The sequence below is a fragment of the Wolbachia endosymbiont (group A) of Opomyza germinationis genome (assembly GCF_964264765.1).
In the GTDB taxonomy this organism is placed as follows: domain Bacteria; phylum Pseudomonadota; class Alphaproteobacteria; order Rickettsiales; family Anaplasmataceae; genus Wolbachia; species Wolbachia pipientis.
In genome coordinates this window covers 174,270-196,783 of sequence record NZ_OZ183482.1, presented here as the reverse complement: position 1 = coordinate 196,783, position 22,514 = coordinate 174,270, and the positions used below count along the sequence as shown (strand labels likewise).

The window sequence follows — 22,514 nt, the reverse complement described above, 5'->3', positions numbered from 1 at the left end:
CAATTAATTAAGTTCTATTCTATCTGCTTTCAGTTTTATTTCGCTCCTTGTCATCTCTATACTTGATTCCCCAGCTTTCAATGTTATTTTGTCCACTACTTCAATCTCTAAATGATGCTTCTCTTTATCATATAACAATCTTGTCCCATCTTGAATTTTTACACTATTTATTTCTTTTTTATTCTCTGGTGCAGGGTATTTTTCCTGATATATTCCTGCTAATACCACCCCTAATGATAGTTCTCCTAGCGCAGAAAGTATAATAACCTGTTCATCGATATCTGGAGGAGACCAATTTCTATCTTTTCCTGCTTTACTTGTTATCCATGGCAACCAATCTGTTAAAAATTCCCCTATTTGCACTTTTACTCTCGCTTTTTCATAATCTACTTCTTTCACAAGCCCAATACGTACAATGTTAGCTAACTTTCTTTGCAACTCTGAAATAGCAAAATTACTTTCCAACATTTATTTCACCGATTTCTATTTTGTGTGGCATAAATTTTCCCTCTTCCCAAATAGATCGACCCAAGTGTACTTCATGCACCCAGTCTACCATCCACACTAAATACGCGTCTAATTCTGGCCTAAATCCGTCAATTTCTGCTGATATAAATTCACCTGGCGAAACATTTTTTACGTTCCAAGTATTTTTATTTACTACTCTCGCAACCTCAGCAGCTAATTCTCTGACAATAATAGCTGCATTCTCTATTGTGCTATCAATCACAATTCGTGCCTCAAATCTTGCTTTCAGGGCTAATTCTTCTGTTCCTGAATCTTTTCCTTGCTCTAAACTTGACAATTCCACAAATACCGCTGGTGCTACTATTTCCCTTCTTATCATTGGATATATTTCACATGTCTGTATCGCTGGTATTTCTTTCTTCAACATTCTGCAAATTGCTTTGTGCAACTCAATTAAAATCATACTTTTACAATATAGTTTAATTCACGCTCAAAATATTTCTCAAATATCCCTTCTGTTTCATAATTAACTAGCTCCTTTATTATTTTTGATGCTTCTGGTTCCAGTCCTAATTTTACCTCTTGTATTGGCAAAGCTGTTCTTCCTTCACGCCTAAAAACACCACTATTTCCTCTTGGCATTGTTGCCATAAATCCTCCTATAAACTTATGTTTTCCTACTTTCGCTCCTTTTCTTGTTTGTCTCATCTTGCCAATTGCTGATACCCTAATATCATATAAATTTGCTCTCATTAATACATCTAACCTACTTGTCTTAGCCTTAAAAATTCTTAGCCTTTTTCTCATTACCGTTAATTTTATCTTCTTTTCCTCACTAATTTCCTTAGCTGCTTGCGTTTTTAACCATAGTGCTGTTTTGTTCAATGCCCTCACCGCTGCTTTTTCCACTTTTTTCCTTTCAGCATTTACATTTTCAATTACCTTATTAATATTATCGGTAACTTCTATATTAATAGACATTTTACACCCCCGATGCTTGAATTTTCCATACCATTCCTGAATTATCTCTAAGTGGTGGTGTGTGTACTCTGTATCTACAACTACCTATGGAAAAAGTATCTCCTTGTATCTTGTCAAAAGCATCTGATGTTTTAAGCTTAAGCATTAGGTGGAGAAGGGAAGAACTTTGAATATCTCCTTAGATATAAAATCTGTGTGGTAGACAAGAGTTCCCTTCTCAAAAGTATAGGCTGAACGGTATCGTAGAAAGACCTAAATGGTTATAATTCTGTATCCACAAGGTTAGCCTTACTTTTCATTTTAATAGTAACGTATGGAGTTATATATGATCAACAACTTTTTGGGTATAGACATATCAAAAGATCGCTTTGATGTTTCTCTTTCATTCATAAGCAACAAAGGAAAACGTGAAACCAGGAAAAGGAGTTTCAAGAATAATGATCATGGGTTTCAAGGTTTACTGAGCTTTCTACAAAAGCATAATGTAGAACAAGTAAAAGCCTGCATGGAAGCTACTGGTTGTTATAGTGAAGCCTTAGCTGAATTTCTACACAATACTGGACATTTTGTGAGTGTTGTTAATCCAGCTTGTATAAGATTTTATGCAAAAAGTAAGCTTATACGACAAAAGAATGATCAGACTGATGCAGAGATAATTGCCGATTATTGCCAAAGACAGGAACCTATTCGTTGGGCACCACCTTCTCCTGAGTTAAAGAAATTAAAGCATCTTTATCGTTGCTCGGCTGCGTTAAAAGATGAATTGACATTAGTAAATAACCACTTAGAAAAAAAAGAGAGACTGCCTAAAGAAGTTGCAAATGCTTGGGAAGACCTTGCAATGAACATAAAACAAAAAATAGAAAGAATAAAAAACTCCTTACGTGAACTATTAAATAAACACAAAGAATTGTTGGAAAATTTTCAACTTCTATTGACCATTCCAGGAATAGGAGAAGAATCAGCAGTAGCTATTTTGGCTGAAGTTCCTAACATAAAAGCTTTCAAGGATGCCAGGCAATTGGCAGCATATGCTGGAGCTATACCACGAAATATAACGTCAGGTACGTCTGTACATGCCAAGCCCAGATTAAGTAAATCCGGTTCACGAACATTATGTAAGGCAATGTACTTTCCTGCCATAGTAGCTAAGAATCATAATCCTACTATTATGACTTTTTGCAAAAGGTTAAAAGAGAAAGGCAAGCATAACATGGCCATTGTGGGAGCTGCAATGCGTAAGTTACTCCATATTGTTTTTGGTGTTTTAAGGTCAAAGAAGGCTTTTGATCCAGATCATATCAAAAACTACAGAGCTAGGAGTTTGGCTGAAAGTTTAGTGCTTTAAAATCAAAAAACGCTCCAATTATGTAAAATAGTATCTTACACAAATTTTGTAACTGGTTAGTGAATATGTTGATAAGTAAATTAATTTTATACGTACAAAAAAGCGGAAATTTACTTATCAACATATTCACTAACTATAATCTGTGTACCGTTACACAAAATGTGAATTGGAAGTATTTTTTAATTTTATGATACAGCTTGAACAATTTTTGTAATTTTTTTGTTGACTTGCAAGACGGTATCTACTACTGGCTGCAATACATCGAATATACTCACCTCCAAAATCAATATCTCCCCTACAAATTGTCCTTCACCAATCTCGTATAATTTATCTGGCTGTTGTTTTAATATTTGCACCATATATGACTTATCCTTTGATTCATACAACGCTTGCTGCCCTAGATGTGCAAAACAATCTGCAAATAATCTTTTAATATCTCTAAACATAATTTTTTAGTTGCTTTTTATTCTTTAGTTGATATAATGCTTCCTGTTCGGGGTATTAAAAACAATCTGCACTTAGCTTTACCTCACCTGTTATGCAGCAAGTTTTACAAGTATACCTGGGCGATGGCACATTGGTAGAGGGTTTGATTGGGTATGAAGGTCAGTCCCTCTATCAAATCTTCTTGGCTCTTGTTTTGCATAGAGCGGTTGTCCTAGTGTATTTACCGTTTCATTAAAGTCCGCTGGCGCAAAGTAAGTAGTAAATGTGCTTGCTGTACCAAGTGGAAAACAGTGACCTGTATCTTTCTCAATAAATCTTCTCACGGTTCCTTCAGGATCAGTTGCTTGTCCTCTGTATTCCTCAAATGTTATTCCACAAAACGTAAATCCTGATCTCATATCATTCCGAAGCGCTGCTCCTTCTTGCCATCTTTCATATGCTTCTTTTACTTTACTATGCGAAGTTAATGCATCAAAAAATTCAGGGCTTACCAAAGCATGTACTCCTGTCATATATTCACCACTTAGATTATCTTCTATATGCCGGAGTACTTCCATACACTTACGCTTTACATCTGTTGTTGCTATTCCCAGTGCAAAATTTACTACTTTTGGCGTAATTTCAAATTCGTTGTAAAGATTTAACAATTCACTGCCATCAGCGTCCAGAATAATCCCTTTCAACGCCCCCATTCGCAAATGTTCTAACGTTATCGCGTGCTTGTTCCTCATCAATTCCAGATGATCTGTTACCACGTTAGCCAACGCTTTCAGTTCATTCTCTGACCCAAATGCCCTTATCCCTTGCACTTCCTCAGGTAACACTACGTCATCATGGGGAATATGTGGTATCGTAAACGTTCTTATTTTTCGTTTTCCACGTTTTCCCACTGTTGCTGGTGCTCCGGGAACTTGCGTTGGTAATAGGCTCAAAACACCGTTTTGCTCTTCTATCGTAATATGTCGGAATCTTACCGATCTACTTGGAAATAAATTTAAGCTTTCTGTTCGACCATAATTTATCGGCAATATGTTTATTGCTTTAGTTAATTCCGTCATACTAAATGCTGAATTTGTAAATGGATTTTGCATGTTTTTTCCCCTTTAATGCTGTAGATGTTTGTTGGCTTTTAAGCCCTTTGCGAATGATTAAGATGTTTGCTGGGCTTCTAAACCCCTTTGCGGATAATGATGCCTCGTGCTTCAAGTTGCTTTATTGCTGCAGCTTTCTGCTCTTCTGTTATATTTGCTGGCCACACAACTGCATGATCTGCTAGCATTGCTATACGTGTAATGATTACTGCTTTGGTATTTTCTTTCACGTTTACATCACTTGCTATCACTCCTATAGCTGTTTGCGTACCATCTGTTGCAGTTGGATTGATAATCTTAATTACATTATCTTCAATATTACAGCCAACTACAGTACCCAAGCTTAGGTTTTGCCCCTTTGCTACTGTTATTTGGTCTCTTGAGTATAGATTTGATGCCTCATACTTTAATAGGTCACCAAGGTTATTTTGTTCGGTTATACAACTCATAAATGTTTCTCCTATGATTGTTGTCAATAAGAAATTTCATATTTTGTAAAATCTTTGAAAATCCAGTTGTTTTTAAGAGTATAGAAAATAGTTGTGAGAAACTTCCTAGCAGTAGCAATAATAGCCTTAGCAGAACCACGCTTTTTTTCACACGCTCGTAAAAACTTTTCAGATAAGGACTATAACGTATAGCAATCCAAGTACACTGTACTAAAGAAGTACGCCCAATTTTTGATCCACGTTTAGTAATTCTTCCAATTGTGCATTGTTGATTGGATTGAGAAACTCGCGGTACAACTCCAAAATAAGCTGTAAGTTTTTCAGGATTACTAAAATCATTAATATCACCAATTGTTGCAACAAAAACTGCTGCAGAAATCGCACCAATACCTTTAATGCTGATGAGATTATTAAATCCAGGAAGCTGCTGAGCAAAAGCTATAATTTCCTTTTCAAGTTTTTTGAGACTTTCTCGAATGACTTCCAGATTACTGCTAATCACTTCAATCTCAACCTTTTCCAAGTGACTCCAATCATGTTTACCAAGAGAGCATTCAAATCCCGCTTTGATTGTCAGTACTTCCTTTTTAATCTTTATTCCGTGGTAATTGAAAAGTCCATGTATTTTATTGATTAAAGATACCCGTGATTTTACTAACTGATCTCTTGTTTTAAGAAGAGAAGCTAACTGTTGGCATTGTTTGCTCTTGCATTTTGCTTCAGGCAACATATCTTTGCTGAGAAAAAAAGCAATAGCTCTTGCATCATGTTTATCTGTTTTGTTCACAGAACGACGAATAACTTCAAATTGCAAGGGAGCAACCACAACAACGCGCTTAACGTAAGGTGACACTTCATCATAAAAGAAACAGCTATTTCCCGTTGCCTCTAAGGCTACTTCATCTGTTTCTTGAAGATTTTTGATAAAATTACCTAAATCCTGTAAGCGAAACGTTTTAATATACTCTGGTTTTTCCTGTTCTAAGTAGCAAGCAGTGAAACTATTAGTATGTAAATCAACACCTATGTAACGCATAAATCTTCTCCCTTATTGAATACTCCAACATATCAGAGTAGAATATTACCGGTTGGTCCATTCTCCTATACGCGGTCACTAAATTTTATAGGCCGCACGATGGTTTTCGGTGGCAGGGGCGATTAATCTCCTTCACGAGGTCTTTTTCCTATACTGCAAAAAGCAGAAAGGGCCTCACAAACATTTTCAATCTGCCACCTATCCACTCTGAGAAGGTATTATCTTCTCATGCTTCCAACCAAGCAATAACTATTCATACCATCTCCTTAATTGTTTTACCGCCGCTTTTGTTAGTGTTATATACGGCGGTTACAAGATTTGTTTACCGCGGTGTTTAAAGTTGCTATACGTCGCGGTGAAAACTTTATAATTGGCTATTCTGGCGGACTTGTTTACCGCGGCATTTGTAATTGCTGGTACCTAAATTTCTCAAATGCCAGATTGCGCTCGAGTTCTTGCTACCTGCATCATTAAATCTTCTGATGAACTTTGTGGTATTGTGCTCAGTATCTCTGTCTTCTTCGTTCTCTCCGCCAGTATCGACATTAATATCTCTTGGGCTTGTTTTGCGTTTACATCCTGCTCAATAAATTCTCCTATCTTCTCTGGCATCTTTGACAAATTACACAATCTTATTACCTCTAATACTTCCTTGCGGCACCTCTCATAACCTATTCGTTTTGATTCTTCCATTAACTCATCAGCATCGATGGTGTGGCCCTTATAGTTAAATTCAGCTTTACTCATATTGTTTCTCCTATCTATAAATTCAGAATATGTTATCACTTCATCAGCAAGTCCAATCTCTATTGCTTTCTCACCAAAATATAGCCCTGCTTCCGTTGATTTGATTTTTTCCGTGGAAAGATTCCTATTTCTTGCTACAAGCTCGACAAACATCTCATATAGGCGGTCTACTTCATCTTGTAAGCTTTCCACACTTTCTGATGTTATCGGCTCATGCGGATTTAAATCGTTTTTTCTCTTTCCTGCAAATACTGTGGTATATTTTATCCCCTGTTTTTCATCAAACCCACTTTGATCTATATGACTTGCTATTACTCCTATGCTTCCAACTCCTGAAGTCCTCGTTACCAATACTTTTTCAGCACTTGACGCTATTGCATACGCCGCAGAATACGCATCATCATTTGCTATTGCTACGATCTTTTTTAATCCCCTTGCTTCGTAAATAAAATCAGAAAGGTCGAATAAACCGTTTACTTCCCCTCCAGGGCTGTCTATGTCCAAAATTATTGTTTCTACTTCTTCATCTATTAAAGCTTTTTCTATCTCTTCACGTATCTTCTCATATGATGTCATTCCCAACATGTCATCAAAAGCTCCTGGTTTCTTGGTCAAAATTCCATGTATTGGTATTATTGCTATTTTTTCTACGTTGTTTTCTGCAGTGTGTTTTATGTTTTTAAACGTAGGGTGTTTTCCAGCATGTAATGACAATAATTCAAAACTCCTTTGCTCTATCATCATCGGCTTATTCATCCAATTTATTTGTGTCGTCATATGTTTTTAAAATTTTTTATTTGTGTCTGGGGCAATAAAAACCCATTTGTCATAGAAATAGAATTTTATATCATTTCAGCATTAGAATTCACATCAGAATCAAAACTTAAGCCCAGTTCACTCGCACGTCTTTGATCCTCAGCAATTTCTTGGTCTATTTCTTCTACATCATAACCTAGTTCTGAAACCACTTCCGATCGACTCTTAAATCCATTTCTTACTGCCATTTGCTGTGCTTGCTGGTCTTTTAGTGGATCTACGTAAGCACACCCTTGCGGTATCCATTTTACCTCTTTTGCTGTTTCTTTTGCCCAATTTTCACCTATGTCCAGTTCTCCAGAGAGTAGTGCTAATTCTAGCCACCTATTCCATACTGGCCGGCAAAGCTGAAATACTACCACGTTATGCTGTAACATCGCGCACTTCCTACGAAACTCTATTAACCCAGCTCTTATTGATGAATAATTGACACCACTTAGATCTCCTGTTAGCTGCTCGTAAGTTATCCCTGTGCCTACTGCTATTGCCCTAAGCTGCTGTTTCATGAATGCTTCATAACTTCCCCCAACGTCTGATGGTTCCGAGAACTTAATATCTTCTCCGGGATCAAGTAATTGCATAGTCCCAGGTTCTAAGCCAGACAGCGCTACTCCATGTTCATTACTCTCTCCTTCTCCCATGATGTTTGCTTCAGGATCAAGTCTGGTAATAAATCCCGCAAACATTGCTGCAGTCTTTTTTCTGACTAATTCCGCATCATCGTATTGATCAAGTTCATAGAGCTTTAACAGTACACTGGACAACCATGGTACTCCTCGAATCTGCCCAGGTCTTAGTGGTCTATAGATATGTAAAACATCGTTTGCTGGCACTCTAACTGATTCTCCAAACGAGCCTTCACCCGGATGTTCTCGAAAAAGGTAATACGCTTCTCTTTGCCCAAGTCGGTTAAATTCAATCCCGTTTCTAATTACATTACCATTGGCAAGGGTTTGATTGCTCTTATTGTCTAAATGCTCTGACTCAAGTACTTGTAATTGCAACGGCACACAAAGACCATCTTCTCGTTTTCTTGTTCGAAGTCTTACAAAACATTCTCCTCCTTCTATCATGCTCCTACAAACCAAAGCTTGTAACCCATAAAATCACTTACTCCACTACTGTCTGCTTCATCTGTCCATCTCAGCCATAATTCTTGCACTTTTTTCCGAAATTCTCCATCCTTGGCTTTTGATTGCGGTTTTATTCCCGTTCCAACGCAATTACTCACTATCGTATCGATTATGTTTGCCGCATAGGAGTTCTTTCTTACCATGTCACGTGACCGACTACGCAGGTGTTCAAGGCTCTGGGAAAGACAGGGACAACATTTACAAGCAGGCAATATTAGATCTACTAAAACATTAAGAAAAGACATTTGTGCAGGAATCTCTTGCATAAATAGAAAATGTCAACAGCTTGTTTTCTCCAGCAGCTTGACGTAATTTTAAATAGCGCAACAATTTATTGCCCAATTAATAGTCTAAATGTTACTCAAATCATTCAAACAATTATTCCGCAAACCAAAAATCAAGAGCTCAGCCTGGGATGCGTCAGGCTCAGGAAGAAGATTATTGCACTTTCAACCAGAAGTAGGAAGTATAAATAGCTGTGTCCTATTGAAACAATAGTTACTTTACGTTCTGCAGTATTTACACGATAGACGACACGATAATCATCAACTCTTATTCTTCTGTGTCCTTTTAATCTATTACGTAGCAATACACCATTACCAATGGGATCAGTTGCAAGATACTCTCTTATTGCATCTTTAATTTTTGGCTTTATAGCTTCTGGTAAGGAGGGCAAATTCCTTTTAAGAACATGCTTAAGGTATTTTATAGTGTACCGCTTATTTCCAGATGTCTTCACTATCCTCTACTTCTTCTGAATCGTCAGCATCAAGCTCCCTAACAATTTTGGAAAACGCAATGTCTTCTGCTTCAAGCTCAATTGCTTCTTTGATTAGCTTTTCTGTTAATTTTTGAACAGACTGCTTAGTTGCTTTAGCTAGTTCAATAAGATGCTGTGAAGTTTTTGGATTGAAGGTTACATTAACTCTTGAGTTTACCATATGTTTAACCAAACCTAGATGTTACACTAATTATACAGTATCTCTTTTAATTTTTCAATAAGTATTTCTTTATACAATCCCTTTGTTCGTCGAAATCACAACTCTCCTCTTTACGTCCCGGATCTCCTTTAAATACTTAACAATTGGTTAACCAATTTCCTCAGCTTTTTTCCGTTAGGATAATTTTTTCCGCATTCAATTTAAACCATTAGATGTAGTCTCCCTGCCATAACATGCTCTATAGTAACGTCTGTTAAAAACGTACTCACTTGCTCATTAAAGCTTTCTCGATCATAAGGAATATCTTGTCTTCTACCCAATTCTTCTGATGTTCTTCCTCCAGCACTCCTAATAGCACCTTCTAATTCTCTAAATGCATTGTTATTTATTCTCGGCCTTTCATTTATTCTTGGATTATTACCTTGACTGTCAAACATAATTGCACAATCTAAAGCTGTAAACTGCCTGCCATCAAGAGTCATAATAGTATCATTAATGTGATCTTCTCCTAATTGATTGACAATCTCTAATGCCCTTGTATTACTACTCCCCAAAGAAATAGACCCCATTTCTTCAAGTAGTTCTCTTTGCAATCTTTCTACATTTCCTATCATGTTACCCCTATATTTATAAATTATCTAACGTACAGTATTACATTTTCACTTGTCAATTCCTTTATTCGTTGAAATAACAATCTTTCTCTTCACACCTGCAACTTTCAGCTCAGCTTTAATGCGTTGTCTTAAGCTCAAGAGGTCATTTATCTGCACTTCTCCGTACCTAACCACGTGATCGCCATATGCAATCGATACTACTCTTTCCCCGCTCTGTAGCTTCTTTATCGCTTCTTTTACTTGAGTTAAATATTCTTGGTTGTACATCAACTTTTCTCACTCAACCATTGACTTCTTCTCACTTTTTTTGACTTTTTAGCTTTTTCACCTACTAAACTCTCCCACTTACTCTCTGGCCAACGATCAATCCCCAGGGCAATAGACGCTGCTCTTGCGTAAACTCTGCAATCTAATACTTCATTTCGGTCTCTTATCTTTTGCCACTCTTGTTTGGTATATCCTTTTACTACTTTGGTAATTAGTTGCTCTGCGGTTAGCTGCTTAAAATATTCAGGTGGATATTCGGGAAAATGACAATATCCCGGCGCCCCTTCTGTTAAAACATTCAGCAACTGAAACAATTCTGACTTTAATATCGATACTCCAACTGGCCAGAGCTTTATTCCTCTTTTTAGCTTTTGTCCGCCAACTGTTACATCTACTCTACTTGGGCTGTTAAGCGGCACTAGGGCTTTGTTTACCCCTTTCACTGCCATTACTCTTCCCGATCCTTGATGACTTCTTACCCAATTGTATACCTCCTGTGTTGCATACCCAGCATCTACCGCCATCATACTTATCATGTATTCAAGCCCATTTTCACCGATAAAATGATGATTCAAGAGCTCTGACAGTTTCCCCCATACTTCTCCACTTCCAGTATCACCTTCTAATACCTGATAGTCTATTGACCAACTCTCACGACCCATACCCCATGCTACTACTTCTGCTTCTAAGCGGTCTTTTTGTACATCAACCCCTGCCGTTAACACTATTTTTCCACCTTTTGGCACCATGCCTATCGGAAAATTTTCTCGACGCTCAAATAGTTGCTTCCAGTCTGGTACTTCTCCCTTATCTACCCAGGTTTCTCCGAGTGTTGTATTTATCCAAACTTTTAGTAATTGTTCATTTTCCTTTGCATGCAGATAATCTTCCACTGCTTGTTTCCAACTATACCAACCAACTGGGCTATACAAGCTCGATAAATGAAACCCTATTTTTGCCTCTTTTTTTCCCTCCTCCCTAGTTGCTCTCCATTCACCTCTAGCTAGCATCTCTGTTTTTTGATGGTTTTCTATTTTGCCGCTGCATTCTATACACACATAATGGGCTGTTGAGGGATCTTTATCTTTCCACTTTATCTGTGGCCATTTCAGCACCTGATAGTGATCACAATGTGGACAAGGTACAAAAAAGTATCGTTTGTCTGAACTCTCAAATTCCTTCTCTATTCTGCTTATTCCGTGAACCGTTGGTGTTGAAACTAAGAATATTTTTCTCCGCGTAAATGTATTAGTTCGGGCTATGCTGAGTAAAACTGGATCTCCTTCTCCTCCTGAATCTCCTGGATATGCATCTACTTCATCTAAAAAAAGATATCTTACCGGCATTGAACGTAAACCCACTGGACTGTTGGCACCTGTTACTACTACCGTTCCTCCGGGAAATTCCTTACTTTGTACAGTGTTGCCTGAATCCCTCGACCTTGGGTCTTTTATTTTACTCCTTAAACATGGCGTATCTTCAATGAGCGGCGCAAATCTTCCCTTTGACCAACGCTTGCCCATTTCTACTGTTGGCTGTACTACCAGCATAGGGCCTGGTGTTTGGTCGATTATATATCCTATCCAGTTATTCCCAGCTTCTGTTCCGCCTATCTGCGCTCCTTTCATGAATACCACTTTTTCGGCCGGTGAAGACGAAGATAGTGAATCCATTATTTCCTTAAGGTACGGCGTTCTCTCTGTTCTCCATTTCCCCGGCTCTGATGATGCTATCGTTGAAAGTTGACGATTTCTATCTGCCCACTCTGATACTTTGAGCAGTGGATCTGGCTTTAACCCTGTATAAAAGCTACTGCTATATATCATAATGCCATCTGCTGCAATTTTTATACTTTTACACAGCTAAGAGAAAAAGGTATTTTCCCTCTACAATAAGTATCTGCTGACGCTTTACTTAAAATCATTATTGCAACTAATATGTGAATTAGGCTCACCAAGGCGATAAGACGCTTTTTCAGTAATTTATATGTAGTCATTAAATACACTTTGTGTCAGCTCTTCTAAAGCTGTTCTGATTTCCTCAGTCAGTGTCTCATGGATCTTCTCTGTGTCATTTATCGATGCTAGTAACGCTGAAACCCTATCTGGAATGTTAAGCAAATTATTACGGACAACTCTTGCAACATTAAATGCTTCAGTCTTTACTTCTTCTACTGAGATAAGTTCACCAATCTCAGCTTTTGCTTTTGCCTCGAGCAGTCTTCCCCGCTCCATCTCATTTTTTATCCGCGTTTTTAGCAACATCATGGAAAGTTTATTATTTCCCACTTCTTCACCTTCTGGATTTTTTCTCCTCAGTGGTTGACTTGGATCTCGTATTGCTGCCACCGCTTCATTTGCTTGTTCTCGGTCAATCAAACCATCCTCCAGCTCAACTATTCCTTTCTTTACTAAGTAACAGACGTATTGCTTTGAAACTCCTAGTTCTCTTGCCCATTCCGTCTGCGTGATTTTTCCTCCTTCCACTTTTTTCTCCCTTCTTTTACCGTTTTTCTTCTTGAATTTGGGCAAAGGTTTTGCCAGTATTGGAAAGTATCGCTTCTCTTCCCGTGTATACTTGCCAACGTTTTATGGTCACATCTACAAACGTAGGATCTAGCTCTATCGTTCTACAGATTCTTCCTGTCCTCTCACATGCAATCAACGTACTCCCAGACCCGCTAAATGGATCAAGAACTATGTCCCCTGGTCTACTGCTGTTTACTATCGCTCTCTCCATTAACTCCACTGGTTTCATCGTTGGGTGCAGTGAGTTGTACGTTGGCTTATCGTAAAACCAGAGATCACTTTGATTACGTCCTCCATGCCACTCACGCTTATTGCCATTTTTCCAACCGTAGAGTATTGTTTCGTATTGTCTTTGATAATCAGATCTTCCTAGCGTAAAATGATTCTTTGCCCAAATTATAAATGTCGACCAACGACCACCTGCTTCTTCAAATACCTTTTGCAGCGTTGCCAGCTCGGATGATGATGCACAGATGTAAATTGCACCTTTGGTGTACGCTAAAACGTGAGAACAAATGTCATACAGAAAAAGTTCGTATTTTTCACCTTGATCATCGTTTAGTATTTTTTTGTCTTCTCTTTCCTGACTGTCACCATATGCTACGTTATACGGAGGGTCACACACGGTAATATCTGCCATTTTATCGTCTAATACCGCTTTAAATGATTCAACCAGACAACTATCACCACAGTAGATTCGATGACCACCTAAAATCCATAGATCCCCTGGTTTTGTTATTTTTACCTTTTTGCTATCACCGGCTAAGTCGGAAAAATCTTCTTTTTCACTGTTTTCTCCATCTAAATCATCAAGAAAACGTTGAACCTTTTCCAGCTCAAATCCAGTCATTTTTAGGTCAAACTGCAAATCTTCTAACTCTTGAATTTCCAACTTCAAAAGATCATCGTCCCACTTTGCCCAGTTAGCTGATTGATTTGCTAGTAACCGAAAAGCTTTGGTTTGGGCTTCACTTAAGTTATCACTGAGGACTACTGGAATACTTTCCATACCCAGTTTTCTTGCTGCTTTGAGGCGTAAATGACCATCAACCACAGTGCCATCGCTTTTTGCAACTATTGGAATACGAAACCCAAATTCCCGAATAGAGGCGCACATTCTGTTTACTACATCGTCATTCTTGCGAGGGTTGCGATCATATTCGACAAGATTTTCAATAGGATAGTAGTGTGTTGCTAAGTTCATATTAGTGTATTAAATTGCTATGTTTAAATTCTTAACAAAAAGTTAATAATTAAAAAACGTCTGACGCTGGAGAAGGTCCGGGGTTTCGCTCCCAAATCAGCCTTGCTGGCGGGAAGGACCCACTTCCTATGTGCTATCTAGCATGTTAAAATCTTTACTAAAATTATTAACATAGAACATCAACGCCAAAGCATCCCCCTCATTGTCATCTTGAGGAATAAACCCTTTTCCCTTCACAGCTTCAATAACTTCACTTTTACTTGCATTACCCTTACCGGTGATAAAGCGTTTTATCGTCTTGACAGGTACACCTTGATAAGGTATATTGTTTTCCTCGCACCAAGCTGTTAAATGAGCTAGAAAGCCTCCGTAGCAATGAGCAGCATCAGTTCCAAGGTGTCTTCTTACTTCTTCAAAATACACTGCTTCAATATCTGAAAATCTTTCCCTCATCTCATTGAGCCACCTACGAAAATTTAAGAAGTGCATTCCACCTGGCTTTGTTGCATCGCTAGCTATGATGGATTAAAGATAAAAAAGATAGGGAATATCAGTAGCTTATTATTCTGGTATTTATAACAAGAACGGTCAGTGAATACCTAAATTTGAGTAAAAGAAATTTCACTACCACTCACTAATCTGGCTAAAATTCAAGAATTTCAATGCTTTAGCTATTTTCAATAGAATTAAATTTATTAATATAAATAACAAATTACTATTCTTAAATTTGATCAGATTGATTGCAAAAAAACAAGATTTTCAATAGGTTGCTTATAATCCTAACTATAGTTAGCCTTTCATAAGTAGCGATGCAACAAAGCCATTCCACCTCCGCTGAAACGATTACCATGAAAACTTTCACTCCCACTTTGAATTACTCCATCTGTAAGAATAGCCCAGCCGGTTTGTTTGCCGAGGTCGAGTGTGAGGATTGACATTTGCTATTATTTAAAACTATAAGTAGCGCTAAATATCGTCTGGTTCCTTCAAAATACGCTATGAATGGGTTTTTGTTGGCCAATGACAAGAATCTTATGCTACCTACCTTAGTTAGGACTTGGTATTATATATATTCACCGATTTTACAAAAACTGTTCACTTTTTTTTAATTTTTCTTTGCAAAGCGTAAAAAACGTGCTAAACTCACCTGTGAGTTTGCTATACAGTAATAGAATTGCTAAGAATGCCATTTATTCGAGTTCTAAGGGGTATTATATGCGTTCTTTGGTAATAGTAGTATTTGTACCCTAAAGTTGCATCTAGCCTTAAAACAAAGTTTTTACCTCATCTAAAAAAATACAAATTCTCAATTACGTAACTTACCAAAAGCCTAAATTTCTTTTGCTTCCTTCAATCTTTTCTACTCTGTTTATTTGCCGACTTTTGTGTTTGAAGCACATCTACACTCAATGCCACTATACTCCGGATTTCTCACCACTTTTTCCGGGATTTTCTGAAAAAAAGTTAAAATAATTTGAATGCAGCTCAGAAATTAAAGAGAGCCTAAACTTTAAGAACCCGCTAAACGGAAGTCCGACCTCCTAGACACCTTACTATTTGAGTTGTTTCCATTTTGGAAATAACTGTTTACTGGAGCTGAGAAGAGGTCACATGAATTTTTGATAAAACAGATATTCCCCTCTATCCAGCTCATTAATAAGTTATAATAGCCCTCTAAAGACGTTTTAAAGAATTTAGTTGCAGTAGAGACAATTAATTGGTTAAATTCCTATTGATGATCAATGGTTTGTTTGTAAGTTATAGGAGATAGATAATGGATGAGAATAAGATTGTATTTTATACTACTCCAGGTGGAAATATAGAAATTGAAGTTTTATGCAGAGATGAAAATCTTTGGCTTACGCAAAAAAGGATGGCTGAATTATTTGATGTACAACTGCCAGCTATTAGTAAGCATATCAAGAACATATTTGAATCTGGTGAATTACAGGAAAAAGAAGTTGTTTCCACTTTTGAGGTAACCGCTGCAGACGGTAAAAATTACCCAACACAACTTTACAATTTAGATACAATTATAGCTGTTGGTTATCGAGTTAATTCTAAAAAAGCAACATTATTCAGAGTATGGGCTACAAAAGTTTTGAAGGATTTTATTATCAAAGGATTTGCTTTAGATAGTGAACGACTAAAAAACGGGAAAAAGTTTGGCAAAGACTACTTCAATGAATTACTTGAAAAAATCAGGGAAATACGAGCATCCGAACGTAGATTTTACCAGAAGATTACCGACATTTATGCCGAATGTTCTGCAGATTACGATCCAAATTCAGAAATAACAAAACAATTTTACGCAAAAGTACAAAACAAATTATATTGGGCAATTTATGGTTTAACTGCAGCAGAGTTGATATGTTCTCGGGTTGATCACAAAAAACCACATATGGGGCTAACTACATGGAAAGATGGTCCAGGTAAAAAAATTCACAAGAGTGATGTAAGTATTGCGAAAAATTACTTAACTGAAGAAGAACTAAGTGAACTAAACCACATTGTTTCGATGTATCTAGATTATGCAGAACTTCAAGCAAAAAAGAATCGGCTGATGAAAATGCAAGACTGGGCTGAAAAATTGGATGCATTTCTATTATTCAATGATTATGAAGTACTTAAAGATGCCGGTAAAGTTAGTGCTGAAGTTGCAAAAGCCCTGGCTGAAGGAGAATACGAAAAGTACAGAGTTATACAGGACAAATTACATGAATCTGATTTTGATGAATTAATTAAAGCAAGTAAAGAAAGTGAGAAAATAACTATCTAACTACAACAAAAACCAGCTTGTAGTTGAGTTATCTGTGTTTGACATCTTGTTTACCACCTTTTGTTTTAATTTTAAGGGGGGTGAAAAATTGTGTGCGCCAAGAAGTGCGTAAGGAACAGTTGGTGAAAATCCAACACGGGTAAAGCTTAGCCGGCAACCTGGAACAAACCATTATGCTGCGTAAGGTAACGAGCGTAGTAAAGCTAATGGAATGGACAACATAGGGTGCAACGAAAGTGAAGGTATTGAGTCCCGTAATTCACGCGTCATGGGGGCTGACACTTTACATTTGGTGGAAGGCAACATGGGTAATAACGCTAAGGCAAGATATTACTCACCTCATCGGGATCGAAGGCCGCGTCATGTGTTGAGATGGACCTTACGTGAACTTGGGAGATCCTTTGTATTCCTGTAAGGGTACTCTGGAACAAGTCAATAAAGGCGAGGACTGGAGGAAGATGCAAAGGAAGTCGGACTAACTGATAGTACTCGGAGTGTGGGAAAGCCACATACAAGGGGAAGCGGTTAGCAATATAGTGACTGGTATAGGGATTGCTATACCAATACAACAGAGATTAGAGGAGTATGCAAGGAAAACTAAACCAGATAGCAGTAAGGGCTAAGCAAGATAAGCGAGTAAAATTTACATCATTAGTTCATTTGATTAATGAAGAGAATCTTGCAGAGTGTTATAAGGAACTAAAACGCAACAAGGCTTGTGGTATAGATCGTGTGACAGTGGAAGCTTATGGAGAAAATCTAGAAGAGAAACTTAAAACACTAGTGGATAGTATGAAGAGAAAACAATATCAACCGCTACCAGTGAAAAGGGTATACATACCCAAAGCCGGGAGCAAAGAGAAGCGCGGTCTCGGAATACCATCAACGGAAGATAAGTTGGTACAGGTAATGCTAAAGAAGATATTAGAAAATATTTATGAAGCAAACTTTATGGACAGCTCGTATGGATTTCGACCAGGAAGAAATTGTCATCAGGCGATAAACGCTCTAGATAAAGCAGTTATGCACAAACCAATTAACTATATTGTAGAAGTGGATATCAAGAAGTTCTTTGATAATGTTCAACATAAATGGCTAATGAATTGTCTAAGGGAACGAATAGCTGACCCAAATTTATTGTGGTTAATAAAACGATTTCTAAAGGCAGGAATAGTCGAAGTTGGATGTTATAAAGCAACCGATCAAGGCACACCACAAGGTGGTATAGTAAGCCCTGTATTAGCTAATATATACTTACACTATGTGCTGGACTTATGGTTTGAAAAGAAATTTAAGCCAAAAGCCAGAGGATATTTACAGCTAATAAGGTTTTGCAACGATTTTGTAGTTGGCTGCGAGAGGGAAGAAGACGCAAAAGAATTTCTAGAATTACTGAAACAAAGACTAAGTAAATTTGGGTTGGAAATAGCTGAAAATAAAACAAAAATAGTAAAGTTTGGTAAGAAAGAATGGTATCAAGCAGAAAGAGAGAAACGTAGGACGGCTAGCTTCAACTTTCTAGGATTTACACATTATTGTGGAAAAAGTCGTAATGGTAAACTTATGATGAAGCAGAAAACTTCAAAAATAAGCCTAGCCAGAAAGATTAAAGAAATCAAAGAATGGTTGAAGATGGTACGAAGTCGTATCTGTCTCAAAGATTGGTGGCAGAAACTTAAAGCCAAACTAACAGGACACTATAGCTACTTCGGAGTTAGCGGAAATTATCGGTGTTTGATTCAATTCTATCGACCGGTAACAAAGTTAGCATTTAAGTGGATAAACCGACGTAGTCAAAAGAAAAGTATGGATTGGGAACAATTTATACACTATTTAAAAGTAAATCCATTACCAAAACCAAAGGTATATGTTTCTTTATACACAGGAGCACTAGTGTGAACGCTGTATTGTGGAGCCGTGTGCGGGAAATCCGCAAGCACGGTTCTTTTGGGGAGACTATGGTTATGAGACCAAATCGCTGGTTTCAAGGTCATGAGTCTCTACCAGACCCCCTCCCTTCAGAAAGCCCTATATCTCTGCTTTTTTTGACTACTACAAAAGAAGCTTTTCTGTTGGAGACGTAAATAAACTTTGCTCTTTGTCTCCATTTTAAGCAGCAATCAAATTTTACGAGCTTCTGTCTCTTCTTCTATGGCAGTAACTTCAAACTTTTTTCCTTTAGCTTCATCTACAATTTGCTGATAAAGATTGTTTCATCACTGAGAGTTTTGCAATCAATTGCTCAGAGGTTTGCAATAAAAGTTGTTGTATTCTCATATAGTCTCCATTAACCCCTTATACTCACCACAAGTTGTTCAATCTTTTTTGAAAAATTTTCTTTGCAACCAACAAAAAAACATGATAGACTAGCTTTAGGGTTTTTTGTAATAAATAAAAATTTGAGATAAAAAATAATTTAGAAATGCCTCATAATCGATTTTTAAGCTACCTTACATGAGCAACTTAGGTCTTGGTGGTATAATTGTACCCTGAAGTCGTAGAATCGTTTTAAAACCGCATTAGCAGACCAACGTTTATTTGAGTTTTATCAGCATAAAAAAAAGATGAGAGTAAGAGCCTTTTAAAAACGCACTAATTGTATTTTTCATTAAATGTAAATATCTTAATAATATTTTGTGGCAGCCTTTCTGGACTTCTTTCTTTTTGCTGTTTAAGTTATTGTACTTTATTTGTATTTTACTATTATTTTATATTATCTATTATTATTTATTACTATTATATATATATAATATATAAGGGTTTTAGGAACGCAGAATCCGCTATACTGGCTGACTTCAGACACATAATAACTAGGAACACTTTTAGGAATAGAGGGCAAAAGGTTAGGATTCAAGCGATCTTTAGCTTCCTAGTTTCTCATTACTTATTTAGTAACCAAGGAATCAGGAATATAATTCAACCATTTGATGTCTTATCCCTTTTTAATTGAAATCATAACTTATAATAGGGTTGTGGCTCCGAAGTTAGATTGAGTAGATGGTAGATTGAATAGAGAAAATAGGGCAACTCTAAAATATTTAAAGAGCCACCCATAAAGAAAGACTTATCCTAACATTAAATTTTGCCTATAGCTAAAATCTTCAGCTCCAAGAGTGAACTTTCCTATACCACAAGCAAATGGTCCAGTTGGAATGTCAAGCCACTTATCCTCTTTTGCACCTGTAGACATTCCTTTAACTAACTGCTTTGCTTGTAAAAGTTCCTGAACTATACGCTCTAGTCGATCTCTTCCCATACTGTGGAAAATCTCAGGTAGCCTATGCCGTTGTTTATATACTCCTGTGCTTCCTGTGTGAGTAAATGGGTGTCCTGCAACAGCAGATCGTGTAATTGCATCAGTAAGACATATTTTAAGGTCTTTTTCACTAGCATTTTTAACTGTTAGTTGTATTGTTATATCTTCTAGTAGCCCTGTTTCCTGATTTCTTAGGTAAGTTCTTACAGTGCGATCAGCTAAACCATTGGCCTTCACAACTGCCCCATGAAACAAAGCATTCTGTCTTGGTGTTTCTCCTACTGCCTTAAAGATTTCTAGCCTAGCTGTATTTTCTATTGGCCAAAAAGCGTATGAGCATCTAACACCATTAACAAGAGCAGAGGTACCTCTAATTGCATCGCGTGCTTGTTCAGCAGTTAATATTGGTTTTTCTCCTTTTGGCTTTCTCATGTGATGAGCAGTAATTATCGAAGCTCCAGTACTACATGCTAAATCAGATAATAAGCACATTAGATAATCCCCTACAGCAGGATCAGCATTTATATCTGCATGGATAAATGAAGCAAGTGGATCAAATACTATCAATTTCAGATCTTTAATTTCCTCGAGCTGTTTCATTACGGATTCGAATTCAGGAGAAACTTCGACGATTTTACCACGAACATTTCTGAGTATTGTAAGTGATCCTCTGACGTTTGGCAGTGGTACAATAAATAATTTATCTTTATGTTTCAACCTTTCACACTTAGGGTCGAGTCGTTCTAAGCGGCGGTGTATCTCACTTGCATCATCTTCTGCTGAAAAAATCACTACTGATCCATGTTCAGTAACAAGTGAACCAAAGCCACACATCTGATCCTTATCACTTGCAACCTTAAGCGCTAGGTCAAGAAGAAGCATACCTTTGCCTGTATCTCCCATTGCTGCTATTATTGAAGTAACACCTAAAGGAAATAGACCTTCAACAAGAAACTTTTGCTCTGGTACCGGACCTACAAAGCGCTCTGCACTCCAATCTAAAATGTTAAGTGGCTGTTTTGTGGATCTTTCTAAACTTTTCATATTTGAAGTATCAGTAGCTGGAGTATCAATAGTAAGCAACGGAGTTGAAGCTAAAAACTCTTTGACATCTATACCTTCCTCTACACAATCAGCAGCATCCCATTTCTCAGGCTTACCTCGAGGAATTTCAAGCACAGCAAGTGATGCAACTCCGATCTCTAAAAGCTTTTTTTCAGCATTTTTTGCGTATTTATTACCTGCTTCATCATTATCTGGCCAAATGATAATATGCTTACCTTTAAGTGGTGACCAGTCTGTTTTATCAATTGGTGCGTTTGCTCCAGACATTGCTGTTGTTGCTGTGATACCTTGTTCTATCAGCGCTTCTGCACATTTTTCCCCTTCAACCAGAACAACTTTATCAGACTTTAAAATACTTGGTATGTTATAGAGAGGTCTTACTTTTGGCGCACCATACCGAGATTGTTTAACATCAAAAGGCTTATATTGCTTTTTTCCTTTAGGAGGATCAGAACGATAAATTTTTACAATGACCTGACCATTTTCATCATAATAATTCCAACTGTGGGTAATAAATTTCTCGAAGTCTTCGTCAGCCTTTGCGCATTTCTTGTTATATCCAAGACATTCACTTATAGAGGCCATCACTTCACAAAAGTCTCTCTTTGTATCTTTTCCCTGTGCACCTGCCCAAATATCAAGAACATCACCTTTCTGCCCAGTTGCAAAATCCTGCCAGAGTCCGGCTTTTCCACCAGTTAATGCTACTCTGAGGCTTTGTCCTTTGTTACCATGCACATCACCTATTCGGAATTCATCTCCATGAAAAGTTCCCCTTGGGAATAAATAAGAAAGGCATGATCTTATGTTTAATAATAGTTGTCTTTTTATTTCTTCTACATCAAATTGCTCTAATGGTTCTACAGTATTATTAAAATCATAATATTCATCATTTAAAGTATTTTTTTGTTTGACATCAGTTAAAAAATCTTGTACCATAAGTTGAAACTCCTTTTAAGATTAAGCGTTTGAAAGGTTTTTGAGTAAGGCTGTTTTGATTGGGGTCTTACTCTTTCATTATGTAAGTAAAAACTACGGTGGGGGTTCTCTTGGCAAAGCTTGAAAAATATATTAACAAGTAAAGGAAGTCAGTTCAGGTGAAAGGTGAGGTTTTAGTATCTTCTTTCTTTTAAGGAAAAATACTCTATTATAATTCTACTACATTTTACTCACCATGTCAACCACTTAGTTTTTATTCTGTTGATATATTTAAAATAAATTAAAAAAACTAATGTTTTCTTTCTGCTATATAATTCATAATGGTGTCTTTGATAGAAAACCCTCTACTATATATATACCGGGTTTCTTATGACTTTTTCTGAAAAAATTAAAAACTTTTTTCTT

At 37.1% G+C, this 22,514-nt stretch carries 20 protein-coding genes and 3 pseudogenes; 4 read left to right on the top strand and 19 right to left on the bottom strand.

The genetic code is table 11. The features are described 5' to 3' along the window. Window positions 1-3: 3 nt before the first annotated feature. From ACFEL3_RS01005 to ACFEL3_RS00995, 3 genes are read right to left on the bottom strand one after another with little or no spacing between them, the layout of a single operon-like run. A complete protein-coding gene (locus ACFEL3_RS01005) occupies window positions 4-468 on the bottom strand; it encodes a phage baseplate assembly protein V (protein WP_012673195.1) in 465 nt (154 codons plus the stop codon). Further along, window positions 455-931: a hypothetical protein gene (locus ACFEL3_RS01000; RefSeq protein ID WP_010962732.1), complete on the bottom strand. Its 477-nt coding sequence runs from the start codon at window positions 929-931 to the stop codon at window positions 455-457. Before ACFEL3_RS01000 ends, ACFEL3_RS01005 begins: the two co-directional genes overlap by 14 nt. Next, window positions 928-1,449 carry a phage tail protein gene (locus ACFEL3_RS00995; protein WP_006280676.1) on the bottom strand — a complete coding sequence of 174 codons (522 nt, stop codon included), beginning with the start codon at window positions 1,447-1,449 and terminating at the stop codon, window positions 928-930. Before ACFEL3_RS00995 ends, ACFEL3_RS01000 begins: the two co-directional genes overlap by 4 nt. Window positions 1,450-1,774: 325 nt before the next feature. Here ACFEL3_RS00995 and ACFEL3_RS00990 point away from each other — a divergent pair, with 325 nt between their 5' ends. After that, on the top strand, window positions 1,775-2,797 hold the full coding sequence (locus tag ACFEL3_RS00990) for an IS110 family transposase (protein ID WP_070357039.1): 1,023 nt from the start codon (window positions 1,775-1,777) through the stop codon (window positions 2,795-2,797). 185 nt (window positions 2,798-2,982) lie between these two features. Here the strand turns inward: ACFEL3_RS00990 and ACFEL3_RS00985 are convergent, their stop codons facing one another. The 15 genes and pseudogenes from ACFEL3_RS00985 to ACFEL3_RS00915 form a co-directional block, all read right to left on the bottom strand. Continuing rightward, the gene (locus ACFEL3_RS00985; RefSeq protein WP_010082171.1) at window positions 2,983-3,243 is read right to left on the bottom strand and encodes a hypothetical protein; all 261 of its coding nucleotides are present in this window, start codon (window positions 3,241-3,243) and stop codon (window positions 2,983-2,985) included. A 90-nt stretch (window positions 3,244-3,333) separates the two neighbouring features. After that, window positions 3,334-4,335, bottom strand: coding sequence for a major capsid protein (locus ACFEL3_RS00980; RefSeq protein ID WP_010962476.1), 1,002 nt, complete (start codon window positions 4,333-4,335; stop codon window positions 3,334-3,336). A gap of 77 nt (window positions 4,336-4,412) precedes the next feature. Continuing rightward, window positions 4,413-4,784 carry a head decoration protein gene (locus tag ACFEL3_RS00975; RefSeq protein ID WP_070356777.1) on the bottom strand — a complete coding sequence of 124 codons (372 nt, stop codon included), beginning with the start codon at window positions 4,782-4,784 and terminating at the stop codon, window positions 4,413-4,415. A gap of 23 nt (window positions 4,785-4,807) precedes the next feature. Further along, a protein-coding gene (locus tag ACFEL3_RS00970; protein WP_076611893.1) for an IS110-like element ISWpi14 family transposase occupies window positions 4,808-5,820 on the bottom strand; the annotation gives its coding sequence in 2 pieces (ribosomal slippage) (window positions 4,808-4,932 and window positions 4,932-5,820; 1,014 coding nt in all). A 429-nt stretch (window positions 5,821-6,249) separates the two neighbouring features. Beyond that, the gene (locus ACFEL3_RS00965) at window positions 6,250-7,344 is read right to left on the bottom strand and encodes a S49 family peptidase (protein WP_015588915.1); all 1,095 of its coding nucleotides are present in this window, start codon (window positions 7,342-7,344) and stop codon (window positions 6,250-6,252) included. A 65-nt stretch (window positions 7,345-7,409) separates the two neighbouring features. After that, window positions 7,410-8,701, bottom strand: a pseudogene (locus ACFEL3_RS00960) (phage portal protein); the annotation flags it as partial. A gap of 350 nt (window positions 8,702-9,051) precedes the next feature. After that, a pseudogene (locus ACFEL3_RS00955) lies at window positions 9,052-9,255 on the bottom strand (type II toxin-antitoxin system RelE family toxin); the annotation flags it as partial. Continuing rightward, window positions 9,236-9,457, bottom strand: coding sequence for a hypothetical protein (locus tag ACFEL3_RS00950; protein ID WP_010082195.1), 222 nt, complete (start codon window positions 9,455-9,457; stop codon window positions 9,236-9,238). The pseudogene ACFEL3_RS00955 and the gene ACFEL3_RS00950, both read right to left, overlap by 20 nt. A gap of 200 nt (window positions 9,458-9,657) precedes the next feature. Further along, complete coding sequence (locus tag ACFEL3_RS00945) at window positions 9,658-10,071, bottom strand: hypothetical protein (protein WP_010082194.1); 414 nt, start codon at window positions 10,069-10,071, stop codon at window positions 9,658-9,660. A gap of 45 nt (window positions 10,072-10,116) precedes the next feature. Further along, window positions 10,117-10,338, bottom strand: coding sequence for a gpW family head-tail joining protein (locus ACFEL3_RS00940; protein ID WP_010082193.1), 222 nt, complete (start codon window positions 10,336-10,338; stop codon window positions 10,117-10,119). Next, complete coding sequence (locus ACFEL3_RS00935) at window positions 10,338-12,164, bottom strand: phage terminase large subunit family protein (RefSeq protein ID WP_015588914.1); 1,827 nt, start codon at window positions 12,162-12,164, stop codon at window positions 10,338-10,340. Before ACFEL3_RS00935 ends, ACFEL3_RS00940 begins: the two co-directional genes overlap by 1 nt. Window positions 12,165-12,320: 156 nt before the next feature. Beyond that, on the bottom strand, window positions 12,321-12,824 hold the full coding sequence (locus ACFEL3_RS00930) for a MarR family transcriptional regulator (protein ID WP_265017941.1): 504 nt from the start codon (window positions 12,822-12,824) through the stop codon (window positions 12,321-12,323). Between the two features lie 16 nt (window positions 12,825-12,840). Further along, a complete protein-coding gene (locus ACFEL3_RS00925) occupies window positions 12,841-14,070 on the bottom strand; it encodes a DNA modification methylase (protein ID WP_095742730.1) in 1,230 nt (409 codons plus the stop codon). A 126-nt stretch (window positions 14,071-14,196) separates the two neighbouring features. After that, a pseudogene (locus ACFEL3_RS00920) lies at window positions 14,197-14,565 on the bottom strand (Holliday junction resolvase); the annotation flags it as partial. A gap of 302 nt (window positions 14,566-14,867) precedes the next feature. Further along, on the bottom strand, window positions 14,868-15,008 hold the full coding sequence (locus ACFEL3_RS00915) for a hypothetical protein (protein ID WP_010962469.1): 141 nt from the start codon (window positions 15,006-15,008) through the stop codon (window positions 14,868-14,870). Between the two features lie 836 nt (window positions 15,009-15,844). Here ACFEL3_RS00915 and ACFEL3_RS00910 point away from each other — a divergent pair. The 3 genes from ACFEL3_RS00910 (at window position 15,845) to ltrA (ending at window position 18,748) form a co-directional block, all read left to right on the top strand. Next, the gene (locus ACFEL3_RS00910) at window positions 15,845-16,849 is read left to right on the top strand and encodes a virulence RhuM family protein (protein WP_010962468.1); all 1,005 of its coding nucleotides are present in this window, start codon (window positions 15,845-15,847) and stop codon (window positions 16,847-16,849) included. Window positions 16,850-17,343: 494 nt separating this feature from the next. Further along, the gene (locus tag ACFEL3_RS00905; protein WP_255324786.1) at window positions 17,344-17,472 is read left to right on the top strand and encodes a hypothetical protein; all 129 of its coding nucleotides are present in this window, start codon (window positions 17,344-17,346) and stop codon (window positions 17,470-17,472) included. Then, window positions 17,435-18,748, top strand: coding sequence for a group II intron reverse transcriptase/maturase (gene ltrA / locus ACFEL3_RS00900; protein WP_265017942.1), 1,314 nt, complete (start codon window positions 17,435-17,437; stop codon window positions 18,746-18,748). Before ACFEL3_RS00905 ends, ltrA begins: the two co-directional genes overlap by 38 nt. Before the next feature lie 1,165 nt (window positions 18,749-19,913). On the opposite strand, the gene ACFEL3_RS00895 is transcribed toward ltrA, so the two are convergent. Continuing rightward, window positions 19,914-22,109 carry an AAA family ATPase gene (locus tag ACFEL3_RS00895; protein WP_006280189.1) on the bottom strand — a complete coding sequence of 732 codons (2,196 nt, stop codon included), beginning with the start codon at window positions 22,107-22,109 and terminating at the stop codon, window positions 19,914-19,916. Window positions 22,110-22,514: the final 405 nt, after the last annotated feature.